Genomic DNA, 15,743 nt, shown 5'->3' on the forward strand with positions numbered 1-15,743 from the left:
GTCCCTGGTCCGGACGCCGCGTCAGTCCTCGCGGCGTCCGCGGTTGCCGGGCCGGCGCGCCACCCAGGCGCGGATGGTGTCGGCGTACCAGTAGGGCTTGCCGCCCTCCACGTGGTCGGGCGCGGGCAGCAGCCCGTGCTTGCGGTAGGAGCGCACCGTGTCCGGCTGGACCCGGATGTGAGCGGCGATCTCCTTGTACGACCACAGCTGTCGGTCGCTCATCCTCGACACCTCCTTGTCCACGCCGCGGGGCCGGCCGGGAGGCCGTCGGGGGAGCCGGCGCGTGGACACTGACGATCACTCAGGTTGTGCCCGGGGAACGACGCAGGGTGAGCTCAGGGGAGGGGCTGTCGTCCGCCTGTGACGGAAGACCCGCGTAATGCGGACATGTGTGACACGCCGACGACCCCCGTGACACAGGTGGCACACAGGGCGCAGGCGGCACACCCGGCCCCGCCCCGTCACATGGGGAGGGAGAACAGCCGTACCGGCCCCGAGGGCCGGACCGCGTCGTCGTGCAGGGGGGTCGTCATGGTGCGGAGGGGCATGGTGACCAAGCGGTCTCCAGGCTGTTCGACGAGCACGTCCTCGTCGAGCAGGTGCCATCCGAGGTGCTCGTACAGCGGCACGAGCGGCGGTCGGCAGAACAGGAGCGCGTGCCGCGGGCCCATCGTGCGCGCGTGGTCGAGTGCGGCCGCGAGGACGAGCCGCGCCAGCCCGCGACCTCGTACGTCGGGTGCGACGGCCACGCCTCCGACGCCCACGACCTCCGTCTCGGCGGCGCCGATCGCCACGGGCAGCCGGAGCAGGCCCGCGTGCGCCAGCAGCCGGCCCCCGTACGCGACGCCGAAGTGTTCCTCCTTGGGCAGCCAGGTCAAGCCGGCCGCGCCCACGCCGAAGGGGTCGGCGCCGCCGCCGAGGATCTCGTCCTGCTCCGTCTTCGTGTACCGGGGGAGCCGCATCGCGACCGGGGCCGCGGAGGAAGGTATCTCGGGCATTCCCCCATGATGCCCCTGCCGTCCGGCGACCGGCCAGGGGTTGTGCCCCGGGGCCGGTCTGCGGGCGGATCAGCGGTACAGGGAGGGGCGTTGGGCCAGCTCCACCTGGGTCCGTACGCCGCTGCGGGCCGCGGTGAGGCCCGCCTCGGAGACGGCCGCCGCCGCATAGCCGTCCCAGGCGTCGGGACCGTCCACCCGGCCCAGCGCGGCCGCGGCGACCCAGCGGCGGAGCTGGCGGTCGTAGGCGTCGGCGAACCGCACCGTGAAGTCCTGGTCGATCTCCCCGCCCCACCGGCCCGCCGACTGGACGACCATCGCGTGGCCGTCGCCGATCCGGGCGGTGCCGGACTCGCCGACCGCCTCGCACTGCACCTGGTAGCCGAAGCCGCAGTTGACGAAGATCTCCACGTCGACCACGGCGCCTCCGGAGGTCTCCATGAGGACGAACCGGGGATCGCGCAGCCCCTCGCGGGCGGCCGAGGCGGGCGTCGGGGAGAACACGGTCACCGCGGTGATCTCCTGGCCCAGCAGCCAGCGGGCCGCGTCCACCTCGTGCACCACCGAATCGCTGATCAGCATGTCGCTGGTGAAGAAGGACGGCGAGGCGGCGTTGCGGTGCCGGCAGTGCAGGAACAGCGGCCGCCCGATGCCGCCCGCGTCGAGCAGCTCCTTGAGCCGCGCGTACTCGGCGTCGTAGCGCCGCATGAAGCCGACCTGGACGAGCCGGCGGCCCAGCCGCGCCTCCGCCTCCATGACCCGCAGGGCGCCCGCCGGATCGGGGGTCAGCGGCTTCTCGCAGAGCACCGGCAGCCGCCGCTCCAGCGCGTGCAGGATCGCTTCCTCATGGGCGGGCCCGGGCGAGGCGATCAGTACGGCGTCCACCCCGGGCGCCGCTATCGCGGCCGCCGGATCGGTGTGCGCGCTCGCCCCCTCGAGACCGGCCGCGACCTCCTTGACCCGGTCCCCGTCCGGGTCGGCCACGGCCACCACCCGGGCCCCGCCGACCGTCCGCCCGAAGCGGCGGACGTGGTCGGAGCCCATCTTCCCGGTACCGATGACGGCGATGCCGAGCGTGCTGGTCATGTCGTGTTCCTCCACGAGGGTTCGTACGGCAGGTACGGCAGGTGCGGCAGGTGTGACCGGGGATCGGTTCAGCGGGCGCCGCAGGAGCGCAGGTAGGCGCGGGTGCGGCGGGCGATCGGCAGCGGCCGGTCGGGCGGGCACGGGTACATGTCCTGCTCCACGATGGCGAACAGGTCCACGCCGAGCCGCTCGGCGGCCGCCAGCACCGGTTCCAGCGCGGGCACCCCCGCCGGCGGCTCGCACATCACCCCGCGGGCCACGGCCGGCCCGAAGGGGACCTGGTCCCGGACGACTTCGGCGAGGATCCGCGGATCGACCTGCTTGAGGTGGAGGTAGTCGATCCGCTCGGCGAACGTCTCGATGGCCCGGACGCTGTCGCCGCCGCAGTACGCGTAGTGCCCGGTGTCCAGGCAGAGGGAGACCAGCGCGGGATCGGTGGCGTCGAGGAAGCGCGCCACGTTCTCGGGGGTGTCGATGTGCGTGTCCGCGTGCGGGTGGACGACGATCCGCAGCCCGTACTCGTCCTGGACCCGCTTCCCCAGCCGCTCGGTCTGCGTGGTCAGTTCGCGCCAGCCGTCCGGGGTGAGGGTGCGGTCCTCCAGCACCTCGCCGGTCTTGTCGTCCCGCCAGAAGGACGGGATCACGACGAGGTGCGCCGCGCCCACGGCCCGGGTGAGCTCCGCGATCCGCGACACGTGCTCCCAGGTGTCCTCCCACACGGCGGGCCCGTGATGGAGTCCGGTGAAGACGGTTCCCGCGGAGACCCGCAGGCCGCGCGCCCCGACCTCGTCGGCGAGCCGGACGGGATCGGTGGGGAGATAGCCGTAGGGACCGAGCTCGATCCACTCGTACCCGGCCTCGGCGACCTCGTCGAGGAAACGCCCCCACGGGGTCTGCCGGGGATCGTCGGGGAACCAGACCCCCCAGGAGTCCGGAGCCGAACCGACGCGGATACGGGTCAACGCGGGCGGTGAGGACGTCATACGGCCACCTTAGGGTGCGAGGCTCTTGGGTACGGGGAGCACTCGGTCGGGAGGAATGGTGTGGTGATGGCTGCGGATCCGTTGGCGTTCGACCTGATCACGATGGGCCGGATCGGGGTGGATCTCTACCCCCTGAAGACGGGCGTACCGCTCGGCGAGGCGGACACCTTCGGGAAGTTCCTGGGGGGTTCCCCGACCAACGTCGCCGTCGCGGCGGCCCGGCTGGGCCGGCGGACGGCGGTGATCACCCGGACCGGCGCGGACCCCTTCGGCGCGTATCTCCGGTCGGAACTGCGCGGATTCGGGGTGGACGACCGGTGGGCCGGGGAGGTGGCGGCCTATCCGACGCCGGTGACCTTCTGCGAGATCTTCCCGCCCGACGACTTCCCGCTGTACTTCTACCGGTACCCGAAGGCGCCGGACCTGGAGATCGCCGCGGACGAGCTCGACCTCGACGCGGTGCGGGCGGCGCGGGTGTTCTGGATGACTGGTACGGGACTCGGCGCGGAGCCGAGCCGGACGGCCACCCTGGCCGCGCTGGAGGCGCGCGGGAGGACCCCGTTCACGGTGTTCGACCTGGACTGGCGCCCGATGCTGTGGCCCTCCGGGGACGGGGCAGGGGCCGACGGGCCCGGGGAGTGGTACCGCCGGGCGCTGTCCCTCGCCACGGTGGCCGTGGGCAACGCCGAGGAGTGCGCGGTCGCCACCGGCGAGACCGAGCCGTACGCGGCGGCGCGGGCGCTGCTCGGCGCCGGAGTGGAGCTGGCGGTGGTCAAGCGGGGCCCGGCGGGGGTCCTGGCCGTCCATCGCGACGGGATGGTGGTGGAGGCCGCGCCGGTCCCGGTGACCGTCGTCAACGGCCTCGGCGCGGGGGACGCCTTCGGCGGAGCCCTGTGCCACGGGCTGCTCGCGGGGTGGGAGTTGAAGCGGGTGATCGGCTACGCGAACGCCGCCGGGGCGATCGTGGCCTCGCGGCTGGCGTGCTCGACGGCGATGCCGTTCGCGGAGGAAGTGGAGGAGGTGCTCGGCCGTGCCGGTGCTGTCTGAGTGGGCGATGGAGTGGACGGGGCTGCTCGTCCTGGACCTGGCACCGGGGGAGGTGTACGCGCACCCGTGCGGGGAGTCGGAGTGGATCGTGCTCCCTCTGGCGGGCGGCTGCGAGGTCCGCTGCGCGGAGCCGTCCGCCGACGCCGGTGCGAACCCAGCCCCTCCGGCGTTCGAGGAGCGGGGGCCGGGGCGGCGCCCCGGGAGCGGACCGCAGGTCTTCCGACTCCGGGGGCGACGCGGGGTGTTCGACGGCCCCACCGACTTCGCCTACCTCCCCCGGGACGGACACGCCGAGATCCAGTCGGCCGGCGGCGGCCGCTTCGCCCTCGTCGGCGCCCGCTGCGAGCGCCGCCTGCCCGCCCGGTACGGGCCCGCCGCCGAGGTCCCCGTGGAGCTCCGCGGAGCCGGACAGTGCTCCCGCCAGGTCAACAACTTCGCCGCCGCCGGAGTCTTCGACTGCGACCGCCTCATCGCCGTGGAGGTGCTCACCCCCGGCGGCAACTGGTCCTCGTACCCGCCCCACAAGCACGACGAGCACCACCCCGGCGCGGAATCCCGGCTGGAGGAGATCTACTACTACGAGATCGCCCCGCACGGGGACACGCCCGGCCTCGGCTATCAGCGTGTCAGCCCGTCCCCGGCGGGGAAGACCGACATCCTCACCGAGGTGAGGACCGGTGACGGGGTCCTGATCCCGGACGGCTGGCACGGTCCGTCCATCGCCGCGCCCGGCCACGACATGTACTACCTCAACGTCATGGCGGGCCCCGGCGCGACCCGGGAGTGGCTCATCCGCGATCACCCCGATCACGGCTGGATCCGCTCCACCTGGACCGGTCAGGACATCGATCCCAGGCTGCCCTTCCACCACCGAGCGGAGGACCCCGCATGACGCCGACCGTCCGGCTCACCGTCGCGCAGGCCCTCGTCCGCTTCCTCTCCCGGCAGTACACCGAGCGCGACGGGCACCGCCAACGGCTGATCGCCGCCACCTGGGGGATCTTCGGGCACGGGAACGTCGCCGGGATCGGCCAGGCCCTGCTGGAGAGCGGCCGCGGGGAGATGCCGTTCCTCCAGGGCCGCAACGAGCAGGCCATGGTGCACGCCGCCGTCGGTTACGCCCGGCAGAGCGGGCGGCTGTCCGCGCACGCCGTCACCACCTCCATCGGCCCGGGCGCCACCAACCTCGTCACCGGGGCCGCGCTCGCCACCATCAACCGGATCCCGGTGCTCCTGCTGCCCGGGGACGCCTTCGCGACCCGGCCCGCCGACCCCGTGCTCCAGCAGCTGGAGGTCCCTCATGCGGGTGATGTCTCCGTCAACGACACCCTGCGCCCCGTCTCCCGCCACTTCGACCGCGTCACCCGTCCCGAAGCCCTGATCCCCGCCGCCCTCCAGGCCGTACGGGTGCTCACCGACCCGGTGAGCACCGGCGCCGTCACCCTCGCGCTGCCGCAGGACGTCCAGGCCGAGGCGTACGACTGGCCGGAGGAGTTCTTCGCCGAACGGGTGTGGGGCGTACGCCGGCCCCGGCCCGACCGGACCGAGCTCGCGGCGGCCGCCCGGGCCGTACGGGGCTCCGCGCGGCCGCTGATCATCGCCGGGGGCGGGATCCGGCACAGCGCGGCGGGGGCGGCGCTGGCGGAGTTCGCCGAGGCCACCGGGATCCCGGTGGCCTCCACCCAGGCGGGCAAGGGGGCCCTGCCGTGGGACCACCCCGCCGATGTGGGCGGGATCGGGCACACCGGCACGGCCACCGCCGACGCGCTGGCCCGCGAAGCCGATCTGGTGATCGCGGCCGGGACCCGGCTCACCGATTTCACCACCGCCTCCGCGACGCTGTTCCAGCATCCGGGCGTGCGGTTCCTCGGGCTCAACCTCGACCCGTACGACGCCCACAAACTCGCCGCCCGCCCCCTGGTCTGCGATGCGCGGGCGGGCCTGGAGGAACTGCGGGCCGAGGTCGCCGGGTACCGGGTGGACCCCCCGTACGAGGCGGCGTACAAAGAAGGGAAGAGGGCGTGGGAGCGGCTGGTCGACGGGGCCTACGCGGCTCCCGACGAGGACTCCGTCCCGACGCAGGCACAGGTGCTGGGCCTGCTGGACGGCCTCGTCGACGGTGACGACATCCTGATCAATGCCGCCGGTTCGCTCCCCGGGGACCTGCACAAGCTGTGGCGGGCCCGCTCCGCGGACCAGTACCACGTCGAATACGGGTACTCCTGCATGGGCTACGAGATCCCCGCCGCGATCGGCACCGCGCTGGCCGCCCCCGGCCGGCCGGTGTGGGCGCTGGTCGGCGACGGGACGTACCTGATGAATCCGACCGAGATCGTCACCGCCGTGCAGGAAGGGATCCCGGTCAGGCTGGTGATCCTCGACAACCACGGATACGCCTCGATCGGCGGCCTCTCGGAGGCGGTGGGCGCCGAGGGGTTCGGTACCGCCTACCGCTTCCGGGCGGTGGACGGTTCGTACAGCGGTGCGCCGCTGCCGCTGGACCTGGCGGCCAACGCGGCCTCCCTCGGGATGGCCGTAATCCGCCCCCGCACCATCGGTGACCTGCGCAAAGCCCTCGCGGAGGCGCGGGCGGCGGACCGTCCCACATGTGTCTACGCACAGACCCGAACACCCGACACTGTGTCGGGCCCGCCCCCCGCACAGGCGTGGTGGGATGTCCCTGTGGCCGAGACCGCGACCCGTGCGTCGGCGGTCGGAGCCCGCGAAGAGTACGACCGGCAAGCCGCGCAGCGACGTCGCCATCTGTGAAGGAGTTAGGCATGAAGACCGTCAACCACTGGATCGGTGGCAAGACCGTCGAGGGCGCGTCGGGTAACTACGGCCCGGTCACCGACCCCGCCACCGGCGAGGTCACCACGCAGGTCGCCCTCGCGTCCGCCGACGAGGTCGACGCGGCCGTACAGGTCGCCAAGGAGGCGTTCCTGTCCTGGGGGCAGTCCTCGCTGGCCGCCCGCACCAAGGTGCTGTTCGCCTACCGCGCCCTGCTGGACGCCAACCGCGACGCGATCGCCGACCTGATCGTCGCCGAGCACGGCAAGGTGCACTCCGACGCGCTGGGCGAGGTCGCCCGCGGCCTGGAGATCGTCGAGCTGGCCTGCGGGATCACCGTGCAGCTCAAGGGCGAGCTGTCCACCTCGGTGTCCAGCCGCGTGGACGTCTCCTCGATCCGCCAGCCGATCGGCGTGGTCGCGGGCATCACCCCGTTCAACTTCCCGGCGATGGTGCCGATGTGGATGTTCCCGCTGGCCGTGGCCTGCGGCAACACCTTCATCCTCAAGCCGAGCGAGAAGGACCCCTCGGCCTCCACGCTGCTGGCGCAGCTGGCGAGCCAGGCCGGCCTGCCGGCGGGCGTCCTCAACGTCGTCCACGGTGACAAGGTCGCCGTCGACGCGCTCCTCGCGCACCCCGACGTCGCGGCCGTCTCCTTCGTGGGCTCGACCCCGATCGCCCGCCACATCCACACCACCGCCTCCGCCAACGGCAAGCGCGTACAGGCCCTGGGCGGCGCCAAGAACCACATGCTGGTGCTGCCGGACGCCGACCTGGACGCCGCCGCCGACGCCGCGGTCTCGGCCGCCTACGGTTCGGCCGGCGAGCGCTGCATGGCCATCTCCGCGGTCGTGGCCGTCGGCTCCATCGCCGACACCCTCGTGGACAAGATCCGCGAGCGCGCCGAGAAGATCAAGATCGGCCCCGGCAACGACCCGACCTCCGAGATGGGCCCGCTGATCACCGCGGCCCACCGCGACAAGGTCGCCTCGTACGTGACGGGCGCGGCCGCGCAGGGCGCCGACGTGGTCCTGGACGGCACCGGCTACACGGTGGAGGGCAACGAGAACGGCCACTGGATCGGCCTCTCGCTGCTGGACAACGTCAAGACCGACTCCGACGCCTACCGCGACGAGATCTTCGGCCCGGTGCTGTGCGTGCTGCGCGTGGACACCTACGAGGAGGGCGTGGCGCTCATGAACGCCTCGCCGTTCGGCAACGGCACCGCCATCTTCACCCGTGACGGCGGCGCCGCCCGCCGCTTCCAGCTGGAGATCGAGGCCGGCATGGTCGGCGTCAACGTGCCGATCCCGGTGCCGGTGGGCTACCACTCCTTCGGTGGCTGGAAGGACTCGCTCTTCGGCGACCTGCACATCTACGGCAACGACGGCATCCAGTTCTACACCCGGGGCAAGGTCGTCACGACCCGCTGGCCCGACCCGTCGGACGCCCCGGCCGGCGTGGACCTCGGGTTCCCGCGGAACCACTGACCGCCGGGTCGAGGCCCCGTACGCCTCGTCATGCTGCTCGCCCCCCGCAACCCTCACCGCGGGGGGCGAGTTCTTTTGCCGCGCTACCCCGGCTCAGAGCAGCGACCAGACGTCGGCCGCCGCCGTCTGCGACCAGACGGGGTCGCCGTGCCCGTAGCCCGGGACGACGGTGAAGCGGACCCGCGGGTTGCCGCCCGCCCGGATCAGCCGGGGGCCGCGCGTGTGGTCGCCGCGGCCCAGCTCGGTGTTGATCCACACCACTTCGGCGGAGATCCGCTCCCAGTCGATCGCGTACGTCTTCCCGTCGCCCGCCCAGACCGCGGCCAGGTCCCGGGCCAGGGCGTCCGGGATCAGCCCGCTGCCCAGGCCCGCGGCGGCCGCGTGCCAGGTCGCGAGCGGGGTGTGGGCGAGGCCGAAGCGGTCCCCGGCCGGGGTGGCACCGAAGGCGTACGAGCCCGCGGCGTGGCCCTGGGTGTGGATCCAGTCCGCCGGGCCGGGCAGCAGGGAGGTGCGGACCAGTGCGAAGTGGGCGAGCCCGGCGTTGGTGAAGCGGAGCCCGGGATCCGGGGGCCAGGGGACCTCCGAGGGGCCCGCCGGGTCGGTGACCGCCCGGGAGAGCAGCGCCGCCAGGCCCGGGTCCGTCGCGTACGCACCCCGCTCGATCCGGGCCTCGTAGGCGTCCCGGGTCTGGGCCGCCCGTACGGCCAGGTCGCCGGAGAAGGGGCCGGTCGTGTCCAGCGCCACCACCCGGGTCAGGCGGGGCGAGTCGTCGTGCGCGGCCGCGTCGAGGGCGAGCAGGGCCCCGGCGGAGTGGCCGACGTACTGGTACGGCAGCCCGAGCGCCTCCTCCAGCGCCTCCACGACCGCGGCCAGATCCCGGCGGTGCGCCGCGAGCCCCCAGTCGGGGCCGATGTCCCCGGCGGCCGCGGCGTCCTCGCGCGGGGTGACGCCGACGACGAGCAGGCCCTCGCGGCGCAGCCGGTGGGCGAGGTTCAGGTCGGACGGGGTGAAGAAGGCGGAGGCGAAGTTCAGGCCCCCGCCCGGCAGGAGGTACGCGATCCCGTGCGGGGTCCGCCGGGTGTCCGCGACCACGTCCACCGTGACCGGGGCCGGACCGCCGTCTTCGAGCGGGAGCGTGAGCCGGATCCAGCCGTCCCCCGGGACGTACACCGCGGTGCCGGTGCCCAGCGTCCGCTCGACGAGGGTCAGCAGTCCGATCCCCGCGGCGGCGGTGTCCACCGGCGGACCTGCGGGGACGGTTCCGTGCGCCGGCCGGCCGGGCCCCGCTTCGCCGTGCTGTCGTGCCATGTGTGGTGCCCCCCGGCGCCTTCGCCCTGCCCGGCGATGGCCGAATGCCGTCACCTGGGGACACCTTGGCCGATCATCGCGCTTCAGCCAAGTCCGGTGCCGGTTCCGGCTGTTCGGCGGCGGCCCGGCGGCGTCGGCGCAGCACCCGGGCGGCGATGACGCCGCCGGCCAGCACCAGGAGGGCGCCGAGTGCGGTCCACGGCACGGCGAGGAACCCCGTAGCGGAGGAGGAGACGAGGCCGGGGTAGGCGGAGGCGCCTGCGGTGATGTCGACGGTGACCCAGTCCGACTGGGGTGCGTCCGCCCATTCCTCGGTCAGCTCGATCCGCTGGCCCGGCAGCAGGACGAGCTTCAGCTCGCGGGACGGCCGGTCGAGCACCCGGCGGCCGAACAGCCCCTCGGCGGAGACCGTCACCTTCGGCTCGACGACCACGTTGCCCCGGTTGACCAGGGAGTACGTGATCTTGGCGCGGGCGTCCATGACCCAGGGCAGCAGCGGCGCCGCCCGGCTGACCTTCACGTCCTCCACGCTCAGCCCCGGGGTCACCGGCCCCGGAACCCGGAAGTAGAGCCGGGCGCCGACCTGGCGCTTCACCCCGACCTGGACCTTGCCCTCCTGCTGGATGCCCTCCACGGCGGTGTTGAGGGCGACGATGCCGCCCACGTGGTCACCGGGCGTCGCGTCCGCCGGAACCTTCACGGAGAACGGGAAGTCCTTGCGGCCCTTGGGCGGCACGGTGACGGTGGTCTTGGTCTCGGGCGGCAGCATCACCCACGTGCCCACGTCCTTGGGCCCCGTCTCCACCGGCAGCAGCGCGAAGCCGCCGCCCACCGGGGTGTTGACGGCGTCGGTGGCGAAGATCCGGAACGTCAGCTCCTTGTCGGAGGAGTTCACGATCGTCGCGCTGTCGCTGATGGTGGTGCCGGCCTCGCCCTGGTGGAAGAAGTACGCCCGGTCGGTCATCGCAGCACCGGCCGGGGGCGTCGGGAAGACGCCCCAGGTGCCGTTGTCCGCGGCCGTCGCGGGAAGGGCGGGGAGCAGCAGGGCGGCGAGGCCGAGGAGCAGGCCGAGGAGGAGGGTGCGGGTGCGCATGGGCGGTTCTCCAGTCGGGCCGGACGGGGACATCTGATGGAGGCGTGGTGCGCGGAAGGGTGGTGCGGCGCCGGAGCGCCGCACCACCCGGGTGGAGCGGGGTCGTACGGGTCAGGCGATCGAGAAGGTGACGACCGACTGGTAGCTGTCCGCGAACATGAACGGCGGGAGCTGGATCATTCCGGCTCCGCCGATCTCGAACTCGCCGCCGGTCAGTTCGTCGCCGCCCGCGGCCGCCGAGGCGACCTTCATCGGGACGTCGGAGATCGCACCGGGCGCACCCGCGGTGCAGGGGCTCGGGCTGGCCGGGTTGGTCACCTTGCAGGTCGGCTGGATGCCGATCTGCGCCGTGGCCATGGAGTGGCCGGTGACCGAGTTCAGGAAGGGCGTCCGGGTCGCCGAGACGTCCCAGCCGAGGGTCCCGCCGCGGAAGTCCTGGACGGCCATCGCGGTGAACTGACCCACGACCGACTGGGACTTGCCGTTGATGGTGACCGAACCGAAGCTGACGGCGGGGTTGCCCGCCTGCGGGCCGATGGCCAGCGGGCCGGGCAGGACCTCGACGTCGACCGGGTTCTGCACGCCCGGCTGCTCGACGATGAAGGAGTAGTCCTTGTACGGGAGGATCGAGCCGTCGATCCGGATCTTGTCGGCAGCCTGGTTGACGACGATGGTGCAGGTCGCGACGCCGGCCGCGGTGGCCGTGCCGTTACCGGTGTCACCCGTGGCCGTACCGTTCTTGAACGCGGAGCAGGTGACCGCGCCCGCCGGGAAGTTGGCGCCCGTGACGACGACCTCCTGGCCCGCCTTGCCGCTGTTGGGCGTCAGCTTGGTGGTGATCGGGTCCTTGGGCAGGGCCTCCACGGCCACCGAGCCGAGCGAGGCGCTCGGACGCGGGTTCGGGGTGCAGGTGGTGGTGAAGACGGAGCCCATGAGGCTCGCGTCGGTCACCGCCAGGTCCAGGGCGACCTGGACCGTGGTGCCCTCGGTGCCGTCCGGGATCTTGACGGTGCCGGAGAAGGCCGAGGGGTCGAGAGGCACACCGGGCTTCACGTCGACCGTCTCGGGCGGGCTGACCACGGTCTGGAGGGTCGACCCGACCTTGAGGGTGATCTTGGAGACGTTGGTGGTCGTCACCGCGAAGCCGGGGACGACCGGGCTCGCACCCGGGTCGATGGTGATCGGGACCACGTCGCCGGCCTTGGCGCCGTCGGGCAGCGTGATCGTGTAGTTCTGCGTGCCCGAACCACCCGGCTGGGGCGCGGGGGCGACGCAGTCCATCGGGACGGGCGTCGTCTTGGTCGCGGCCTGCGCGGTTCCCGACAGACCCACCACGGCGCCCGTCAGGGCCAGGGACAGAGCGCCAGCCCCGGCCAGAACTCTTCGTCGAAACGTTGTACTCACTGGGTCGCGACTCCTTCGTCATACGAACCCTCCCCCCACCCGCTGTGTGGGGGAGGTCGAGCCGGTGCGGTGGCCGACATTGACGCGTCGCGGGATTGAGAAGTCAATGACTTGCTTTCGCCCGAAGCACACAGAAATTGATGTGCCATCAGGCCGGGTGGAGCGGAGGGGTGGATACCCGTTGACCGATGGGCAGTGCGGGTGGGGCGGGTGGGGCCTGCGGGCGGGTTCCGGGGGTGGTCCGGCAAGGGTGTCCGGCCGGGGTGTCCGGCCGGGGTCCGCCGGGGCGGGGGGCGCCGCCGGCGGAGGGTCCCGTACGCGCTACTTGTCGGCCGGGACGTGCAGCAACAGGTTCGGCGTCCCGGCCGGCAGGGCGGTGATCCGGTCCCGCACGGAGTCCCGTACGAGGACTTCGGCCACCTGCGCGGGCGTCTGGCGCGGGCCGCCTGCCGCCAGGCCCCGCGCGAGCACCAGCGCTGCGGCGCCCGCCACGTGCGGGGCCGCCATCGAGGTGCCGGAGGCGCGGGCGACGGCCGTGGTGGAGCCCTTCCAGGCGGAGGTGACGGCCACGCCGGGGGCGGAAAGGTCCACGCAGGCACCGTGGTTGGAGAAGGCGGGCCGCTGGTCCCGTGCGTCCGTCGCGCCCACCGTGAGCGCCTGCGGGACACCGCCGGGGGAGCCGGTGCAGGCGTTCTCACCGGAGTTGCCCGCCGCCACGGCGAAGGTGATCCCCGACGCGATCGCCCGCGTCACCGCCCGGTCGAGCGCGAAGCTGTGGCCGCCGCCCAGGCTCATGTTGGCCACGGCCGGGGTGGCGGGGGACTTGAGGGCGTCCTTCACCATCCAGTCGATGCCCCGCGTGATGGCCGACAGGGTCGCGTCCCCGCGGCAGTCCGCCACCTTCACGGCGACGAGCGAAACCCCCTTGGCCACCCCGTAGGTGGCTCCGCCGACGGTCCCCGCGACGTGCGTGCCGTGGCCGTTGCAGTCCGTGGCGCCCTCCATGAACACCGCGTTGGCGCCCCAGCGGGCCCGGCCGCCGAACTCCTGGTGCAGGGTGTTGATCCCGGTGTCCACGATGTACGCGGTGACCCCCTCGGCCTTGGCCGGGTACGCGTACGAGCCGTCGAGGGGCAACTCACCCTGGTCGAGCCGATCCAGGGCCCAGGGCGCGGGAACCTGAACGAAGGGGGCCTGGGCGAGCGGAGGTTGGACGAGGGGAGGTTGGACGGGAGGGGCCTGGACGAGAGGGGGCTCCCCGGCCGGGGGTTCGCCAGCTGGGGTTTCGCCGGTCGGGGGTTTGCCAGCCGGGGGTTTGCCGGTCGGGGTTTCGCTGGTCGGGGTTTCGCCAGCCGGGGGTTTGCCAGCCGGGGGTTCGCTGGTCGGTGGTTTGCCGGTCGGGGTTTCGCCAGCCGGGGGTTTGCCGGCCGGGGTGTCACCGGCCGGGTTGCTGCCTGCGGGGGAGCTGCCTGCGGCGGAGCTGTCGGCGGGGGTGTCGCCGATCCGGAACACCGCGTCGGGCTCCACGGAGGCCACCCGGGGATCGGCGGCGAGTTCGGCGGCACGGGCGGCGGTGGTGCGGACGGCGAAACCGCTCAGGGCGGTGTCGTAGACCGCCCCGACGATGTCGCCGGACGCCTCGGCCTCGGCGGCGAGGGCGCGGGTGACGGCGGCCGCGGAGGCGCGGGTGGAGCCGTCCTTGAGGACGACGACGTAGGAGGCGGTGGGGGCGTCGGAGGCAGCGGCTGCGGCGTGTGCGGAGTGTGGCGGCAGGGCGGTGGCCACTGCCAGCAGGGCGGCGGCCGGAAACAGCGCGGTGAATGCGGTCATGCCGCCGATGCTCGGCGAGGCACGCCCCGACCGCGCGGAGGGTGCGCCGACTGGCCCCACGACACGCCGCCCCCAGGGTCGCCGCCCAACCGAAACAAGCCCCCCGCCCCCCCCTACGGCCCCGCTTGATCCGCTCCCGCTACGGCCCTGCTTGATCCGCTCCCGCGACGGCCCTTCCCGGCCCGGCCCCGCCCGGCGCACTCCCGCCCGACCCTTCCCCGCCCGGCCCTTCCCGGTCCCGCCCGGTGTGCTTCCGCCCGGTCCTGCGCGGTCCGGCCCAGCGCGGTGTACTCCCGCCCGCCCCTGCCTGGTCCCGCCCGGTGTACTTCCGCCCGACCCTTCCCGGTCCGGCCGTTCCCGGTCCCGCCCGGTGTGCTTCCGCCCGGTCCTGCGCGGTCCGGCCCAGCGCGGTGTACTCCCGCCCGCCCCTGCCTGGTCCCGCCCGCCCCTGCCCGGCCCTGCTCGGCTCTGTCCTGCTCTGCCCGGCCCCGACCGGTCCGGCCCTGCCCCTTCCGGTCCGGCCCTGCCCGGTTCCGACCGCTTCCGCGCGGTCCAGCCTGGTCTGCTCCCGCCCGGTCCGCTCCCGCCGCTCCGGTCCGCTCCCACCTGGTCCGCTCCCGCCCGGCCTTGCCTGGTTCCGCTCCCGTCCTGCCTGCTCGGCCCGTGCCTGCTCCGCCCGAGCCAGCTCGATCCGTGCCCGAGCCGCCCCGGCACCGGACGGCGGGGGCGGCGCCGGACGGCACGGGTCTATCCGCGCTGACCCGAAAGGGGCGCGCGCCAGGCTCTGTTGTCGGATTCTCGTCTGCCCCGCGAGCGCCCACCAGACGCGGCGGGGGTCGCCCCTCGGACAGCGACGGGAGCGTGACAACGGTCCCTAGACGGTGCCCTGCCGATCAGGGGGGATCTTGGCATCCGGCACCCGGCGTCGGCACTGCGCCTCGCCGCGTCGTCGTCGTCGGTCGCCGACTCCCCGGCTCTCGGCATCACTTGGGCAGGGGAGGCCCCTTCGCGTCGACTCCCTCCTCCGCCTTGCGGTGAACGGCACTGGACGGCGCTGCCTGCTCCGGCCGGATCGGCAAGACGACCGCTACTGGGCGAGGGGCCAGCCGAGCATCCTGAAGACCCCCTCGTCGCGGGCGCCGGCCGCCCCGTACGTGGCCAGCGCGGCTTCGTTGTCGGTGTCGACGCCCACCCACATGCCGTAGCAGCCCCGCGACTCGGCCTCGACGGCGAGCGCTTCGGTCAGGGCCCGGCCGATGCCGCGCCGGCGGTGGGCCTCGTCCACGGAGAGCTCGTAGAGGCACATCTCGGTGCCCTTGTCGGGGTGGACCATCTCGATGCCGGAGACCATGCCGACGGGCGCGCCGTCCACGTAGGCGATCAGCATCAAGTGCCCCGGGGCGGCGAGGAACCGCTCCGACCAGTCCGCACGGGCGGGCCCGTCGAAGAGGGCTTCTGCGGCTAGGAGTTCGGCGACGGTATGGGCGGGGCGGATATCCATGGCGGCGACGATAGCGCCGCGGCGGGCGCTGCCGCTGCTGCTGCGATGGCGGGAGCCGCGAGGCGAGCGGTGCCGGAGGCGGTGATGGGGGCGGCCTGGTGACCGGTGCCGAAACGGTGCCGGAAGTGGCGGGGGAGTGGCGCCGAAGGCGGTACGAGGGGCGGTGGTGAGTGGTGCCGGAGTCGATGGCGGGAGCCGCGAGGCGAGCGGTGCCGG

The 15,743-nt window shown here is 73.6% G+C and carries 13 protein-coding genes; 4 read left to right on the plus strand and 9 right to left on the minus strand.

Annotated features, from left to right (window positions below):
• Nucleotides 1–21 precede the first annotated feature (21 nt).
• The 4 genes from AC3IX6_RS24810 to AC3IX6_RS24825 all read right to left on the minus strand — a co-directional run bounded on the left by AC3IX6_RS24810 (nt 22) and on the right by AC3IX6_RS24825 (nt 3,064).
• Nucleotides 22–222, minus strand: coding sequence for a helix-turn-helix transcriptional regulator (locus AC3IX6_RS24810; protein ID WP_053674774.1), 201 nt, complete (start codon nt 220–222; stop codon nt 22–24).
• Between the two features lie 239 nt (nt 223–461).
• Nucleotides 462–998, minus strand: a complete 537-nt coding sequence (locus tag AC3IX6_RS24815; protein WP_489364716.1) for a GNAT family N-acetyltransferase — start codon at nt 996–998, stop codon at nt 462–464.
• 69 nt (nt 999–1,067) lie between these two features.
• Entirely contained in the window at nt 1,068–2,081 is a 1,014-nt protein-coding gene (locus AC3IX6_RS24820; protein ID WP_489364718.1) for a Gfo/Idh/MocA family protein, read from the minus strand.
• A 68-nt stretch (nt 2,082–2,149) separates the two neighbouring features.
• A complete protein-coding gene (locus AC3IX6_RS24825) occupies nt 2,150–3,064 on the minus strand; it encodes a sugar phosphate isomerase/epimerase family protein (RefSeq protein ID WP_489364720.1) in 915 nt (304 codons plus the stop codon).
• 66 nt (nt 3,065–3,130) lie between these two features.
• On the opposite strand from AC3IX6_RS24825, the gene iolC reads away from it, so the two are divergent.
• From iolC to AC3IX6_RS24845, 4 genes are read left to right on the plus strand one after another with little or no spacing between them, the layout of a single operon-like run.
• A complete protein-coding gene (iolC, locus tag AC3IX6_RS24830; protein ID WP_489364722.1) occupies nt 3,131–4,111 on the plus strand; it encodes a 5-dehydro-2-deoxygluconokinase in 981 nt (326 codons plus the stop codon).
• A gap of 7 nt (nt 4,112–4,118) precedes the next feature.
• Nucleotides 4,119–5,003, plus strand: coding sequence for a 5-deoxy-glucuronate isomerase (gene iolB / locus AC3IX6_RS24835; protein WP_489371551.1), 885 nt, complete (start codon nt 4,119–4,121; stop codon nt 5,001–5,003).
• Nucleotides 5,000–6,880 carry a 3D-(3,5/4)-trihydroxycyclohexane-1,2-dione acylhydrolase (decyclizing) gene (iolD, locus tag AC3IX6_RS24840; protein WP_489364724.1) on the plus strand — a complete coding sequence of 627 codons (1,881 nt, stop codon included), beginning with the start codon at nt 5,000–5,002 and terminating at the stop codon, nt 6,878–6,880. The genes iolB and iolD overlap by 4 nt, the downstream gene beginning before the upstream one ends.
• Nucleotides 6,881–6,891: 11 nt before the next feature.
• The gene (locus AC3IX6_RS24845; RefSeq protein WP_422522534.1) at nt 6,892–8,391 is read left to right on the plus strand and encodes a CoA-acylating methylmalonate-semialdehyde dehydrogenase; all 1,500 of its coding nucleotides are present in this window, start codon (nt 6,892–6,894) and stop codon (nt 8,389–8,391) included.
• Between the two features lie 93 nt (nt 8,392–8,484).
• Here the strand turns inward: AC3IX6_RS24845 and AC3IX6_RS24850 are convergent, their stop codons facing one another.
• The 5 genes from AC3IX6_RS24850 to AC3IX6_RS24870 all read right to left on the minus strand — a co-directional run bounded on the left by AC3IX6_RS24850 (nt 8,485) and on the right by AC3IX6_RS24870 (nt 15,527).
• Complete coding sequence (locus tag AC3IX6_RS24850) at nt 8,485–9,699, minus strand: hypothetical protein (RefSeq protein ID WP_489364726.1); 1,215 nt, start codon at nt 9,697–9,699, stop codon at nt 8,485–8,487.
• A gap of 73 nt (nt 9,700–9,772) precedes the next feature.
• Complete coding sequence (locus AC3IX6_RS24855) at nt 9,773–10,792, minus strand: WxL protein peptidoglycan domain-containing protein (RefSeq protein ID WP_489364728.1); 1,020 nt, start codon at nt 10,790–10,792, stop codon at nt 9,773–9,775.
• Nucleotides 10,793–10,903: 111 nt separating this feature from the next.
• Nucleotides 10,904–12,196 (minus strand): hypothetical protein, encoded by a 1,293-nt coding sequence (locus tag AC3IX6_RS24860; protein WP_489364730.1) that lies wholly within the window; start codon nt 12,194–12,196, stop codon nt 10,904–10,906.
• A gap of 321 nt (nt 12,197–12,517) precedes the next feature.
• Entirely contained in the window at nt 12,518–14,026 is a 1,509-nt protein-coding gene (locus AC3IX6_RS24865; protein ID WP_489364732.1) for a S8 family peptidase, read from the minus strand.
• Nucleotides 14,027–15,113: 1,087 nt separating this feature from the next.
• Nucleotides 15,114–15,527 carry a GNAT family N-acetyltransferase gene (locus AC3IX6_RS24870; RefSeq protein ID WP_489364734.1) on the minus strand — a complete coding sequence of 138 codons (414 nt, stop codon included), beginning with the start codon at nt 15,525–15,527 and terminating at the stop codon, nt 15,114–15,116.
• Nucleotides 15,528–15,743 lie beyond the last annotated feature (216 nt).

This window comes from Streptomyces sp. GL_141, from assembly GCF_057834385.1.

Excerpts from the sequence above, each read along its gene's own strand:
- AC3IX6_RS24850 (WP_489364726.1), bottom strand. The coding sequence starts at position 9,699 with ATGGCACGACAGCACGGCGAAGCGGGGCCCGGCCGGCCGGCGCACGGA.
- iolD (WP_489364724.1), top strand. The coding sequence starts at position 5,000 with ATGACGCCGACCGTCCGGCTCACCGTCGCGCAGGCCCTCGTCCGCTTC.
- AC3IX6_RS24870 (WP_489364734.1), bottom strand. The coding sequence starts at position 15,527 with ATGGATATCCGCCCCGCCCATACCGTCGCCGAACTCCTAGCCGCAGAA.
- AC3IX6_RS24820 (WP_489364718.1), bottom strand. The coding sequence starts at position 2,081 with ATGACCAGCACGCTCGGCATCGCCGTCATCGGTACCGGGAAGATGGGC.
- iolB (WP_489371551.1), top strand. The coding sequence starts at position 4,119 with ATGGAGTGGACGGGGCTGCTCGTCCTGGACCTGGCACCGGGGGAGGTG.
- AC3IX6_RS24810 (WP_053674774.1), bottom strand. The coding sequence starts at position 222 with ATGAGCGACCGACAGCTGTGGTCGTACAAGGAGATCGCCGCTCACATC.
- AC3IX6_RS24865 (WP_489364732.1), bottom strand. The coding sequence starts at position 14,026 with ATGACCGCATTCACCGCGCTGTTTCCGGCCGCCGCCCTGCTGGCAGTG.
- iolC (WP_489364722.1), top strand. The coding sequence starts at position 3,131 with ATGGCTGCGGATCCGTTGGCGTTCGACCTGATCACGATGGGCCGGATC.
- AC3IX6_RS24845 (WP_422522534.1), top strand. The coding sequence starts at position 6,892 with ATGAAGACCGTCAACCACTGGATCGGTGGCAAGACCGTCGAGGGCGCG.
- AC3IX6_RS24855 (WP_489364728.1), bottom strand. The coding sequence starts at position 10,792 with ATGCGCACCCGCACCCTCCTCCTCGGCCTGCTCCTCGGCCTCGCCGCC.
- AC3IX6_RS24815 (WP_489364716.1), bottom strand. The coding sequence starts at position 998 with ATGCCCGAGATACCTTCCTCCGCGGCCCCGGTCGCGATGCGGCTCCCC.
- AC3IX6_RS24825 (WP_489364720.1), bottom strand. The coding sequence starts at position 3,064 with ATGACGTCCTCACCGCCCGCGTTGACCCGTATCCGCGTCGGTTCGGCT.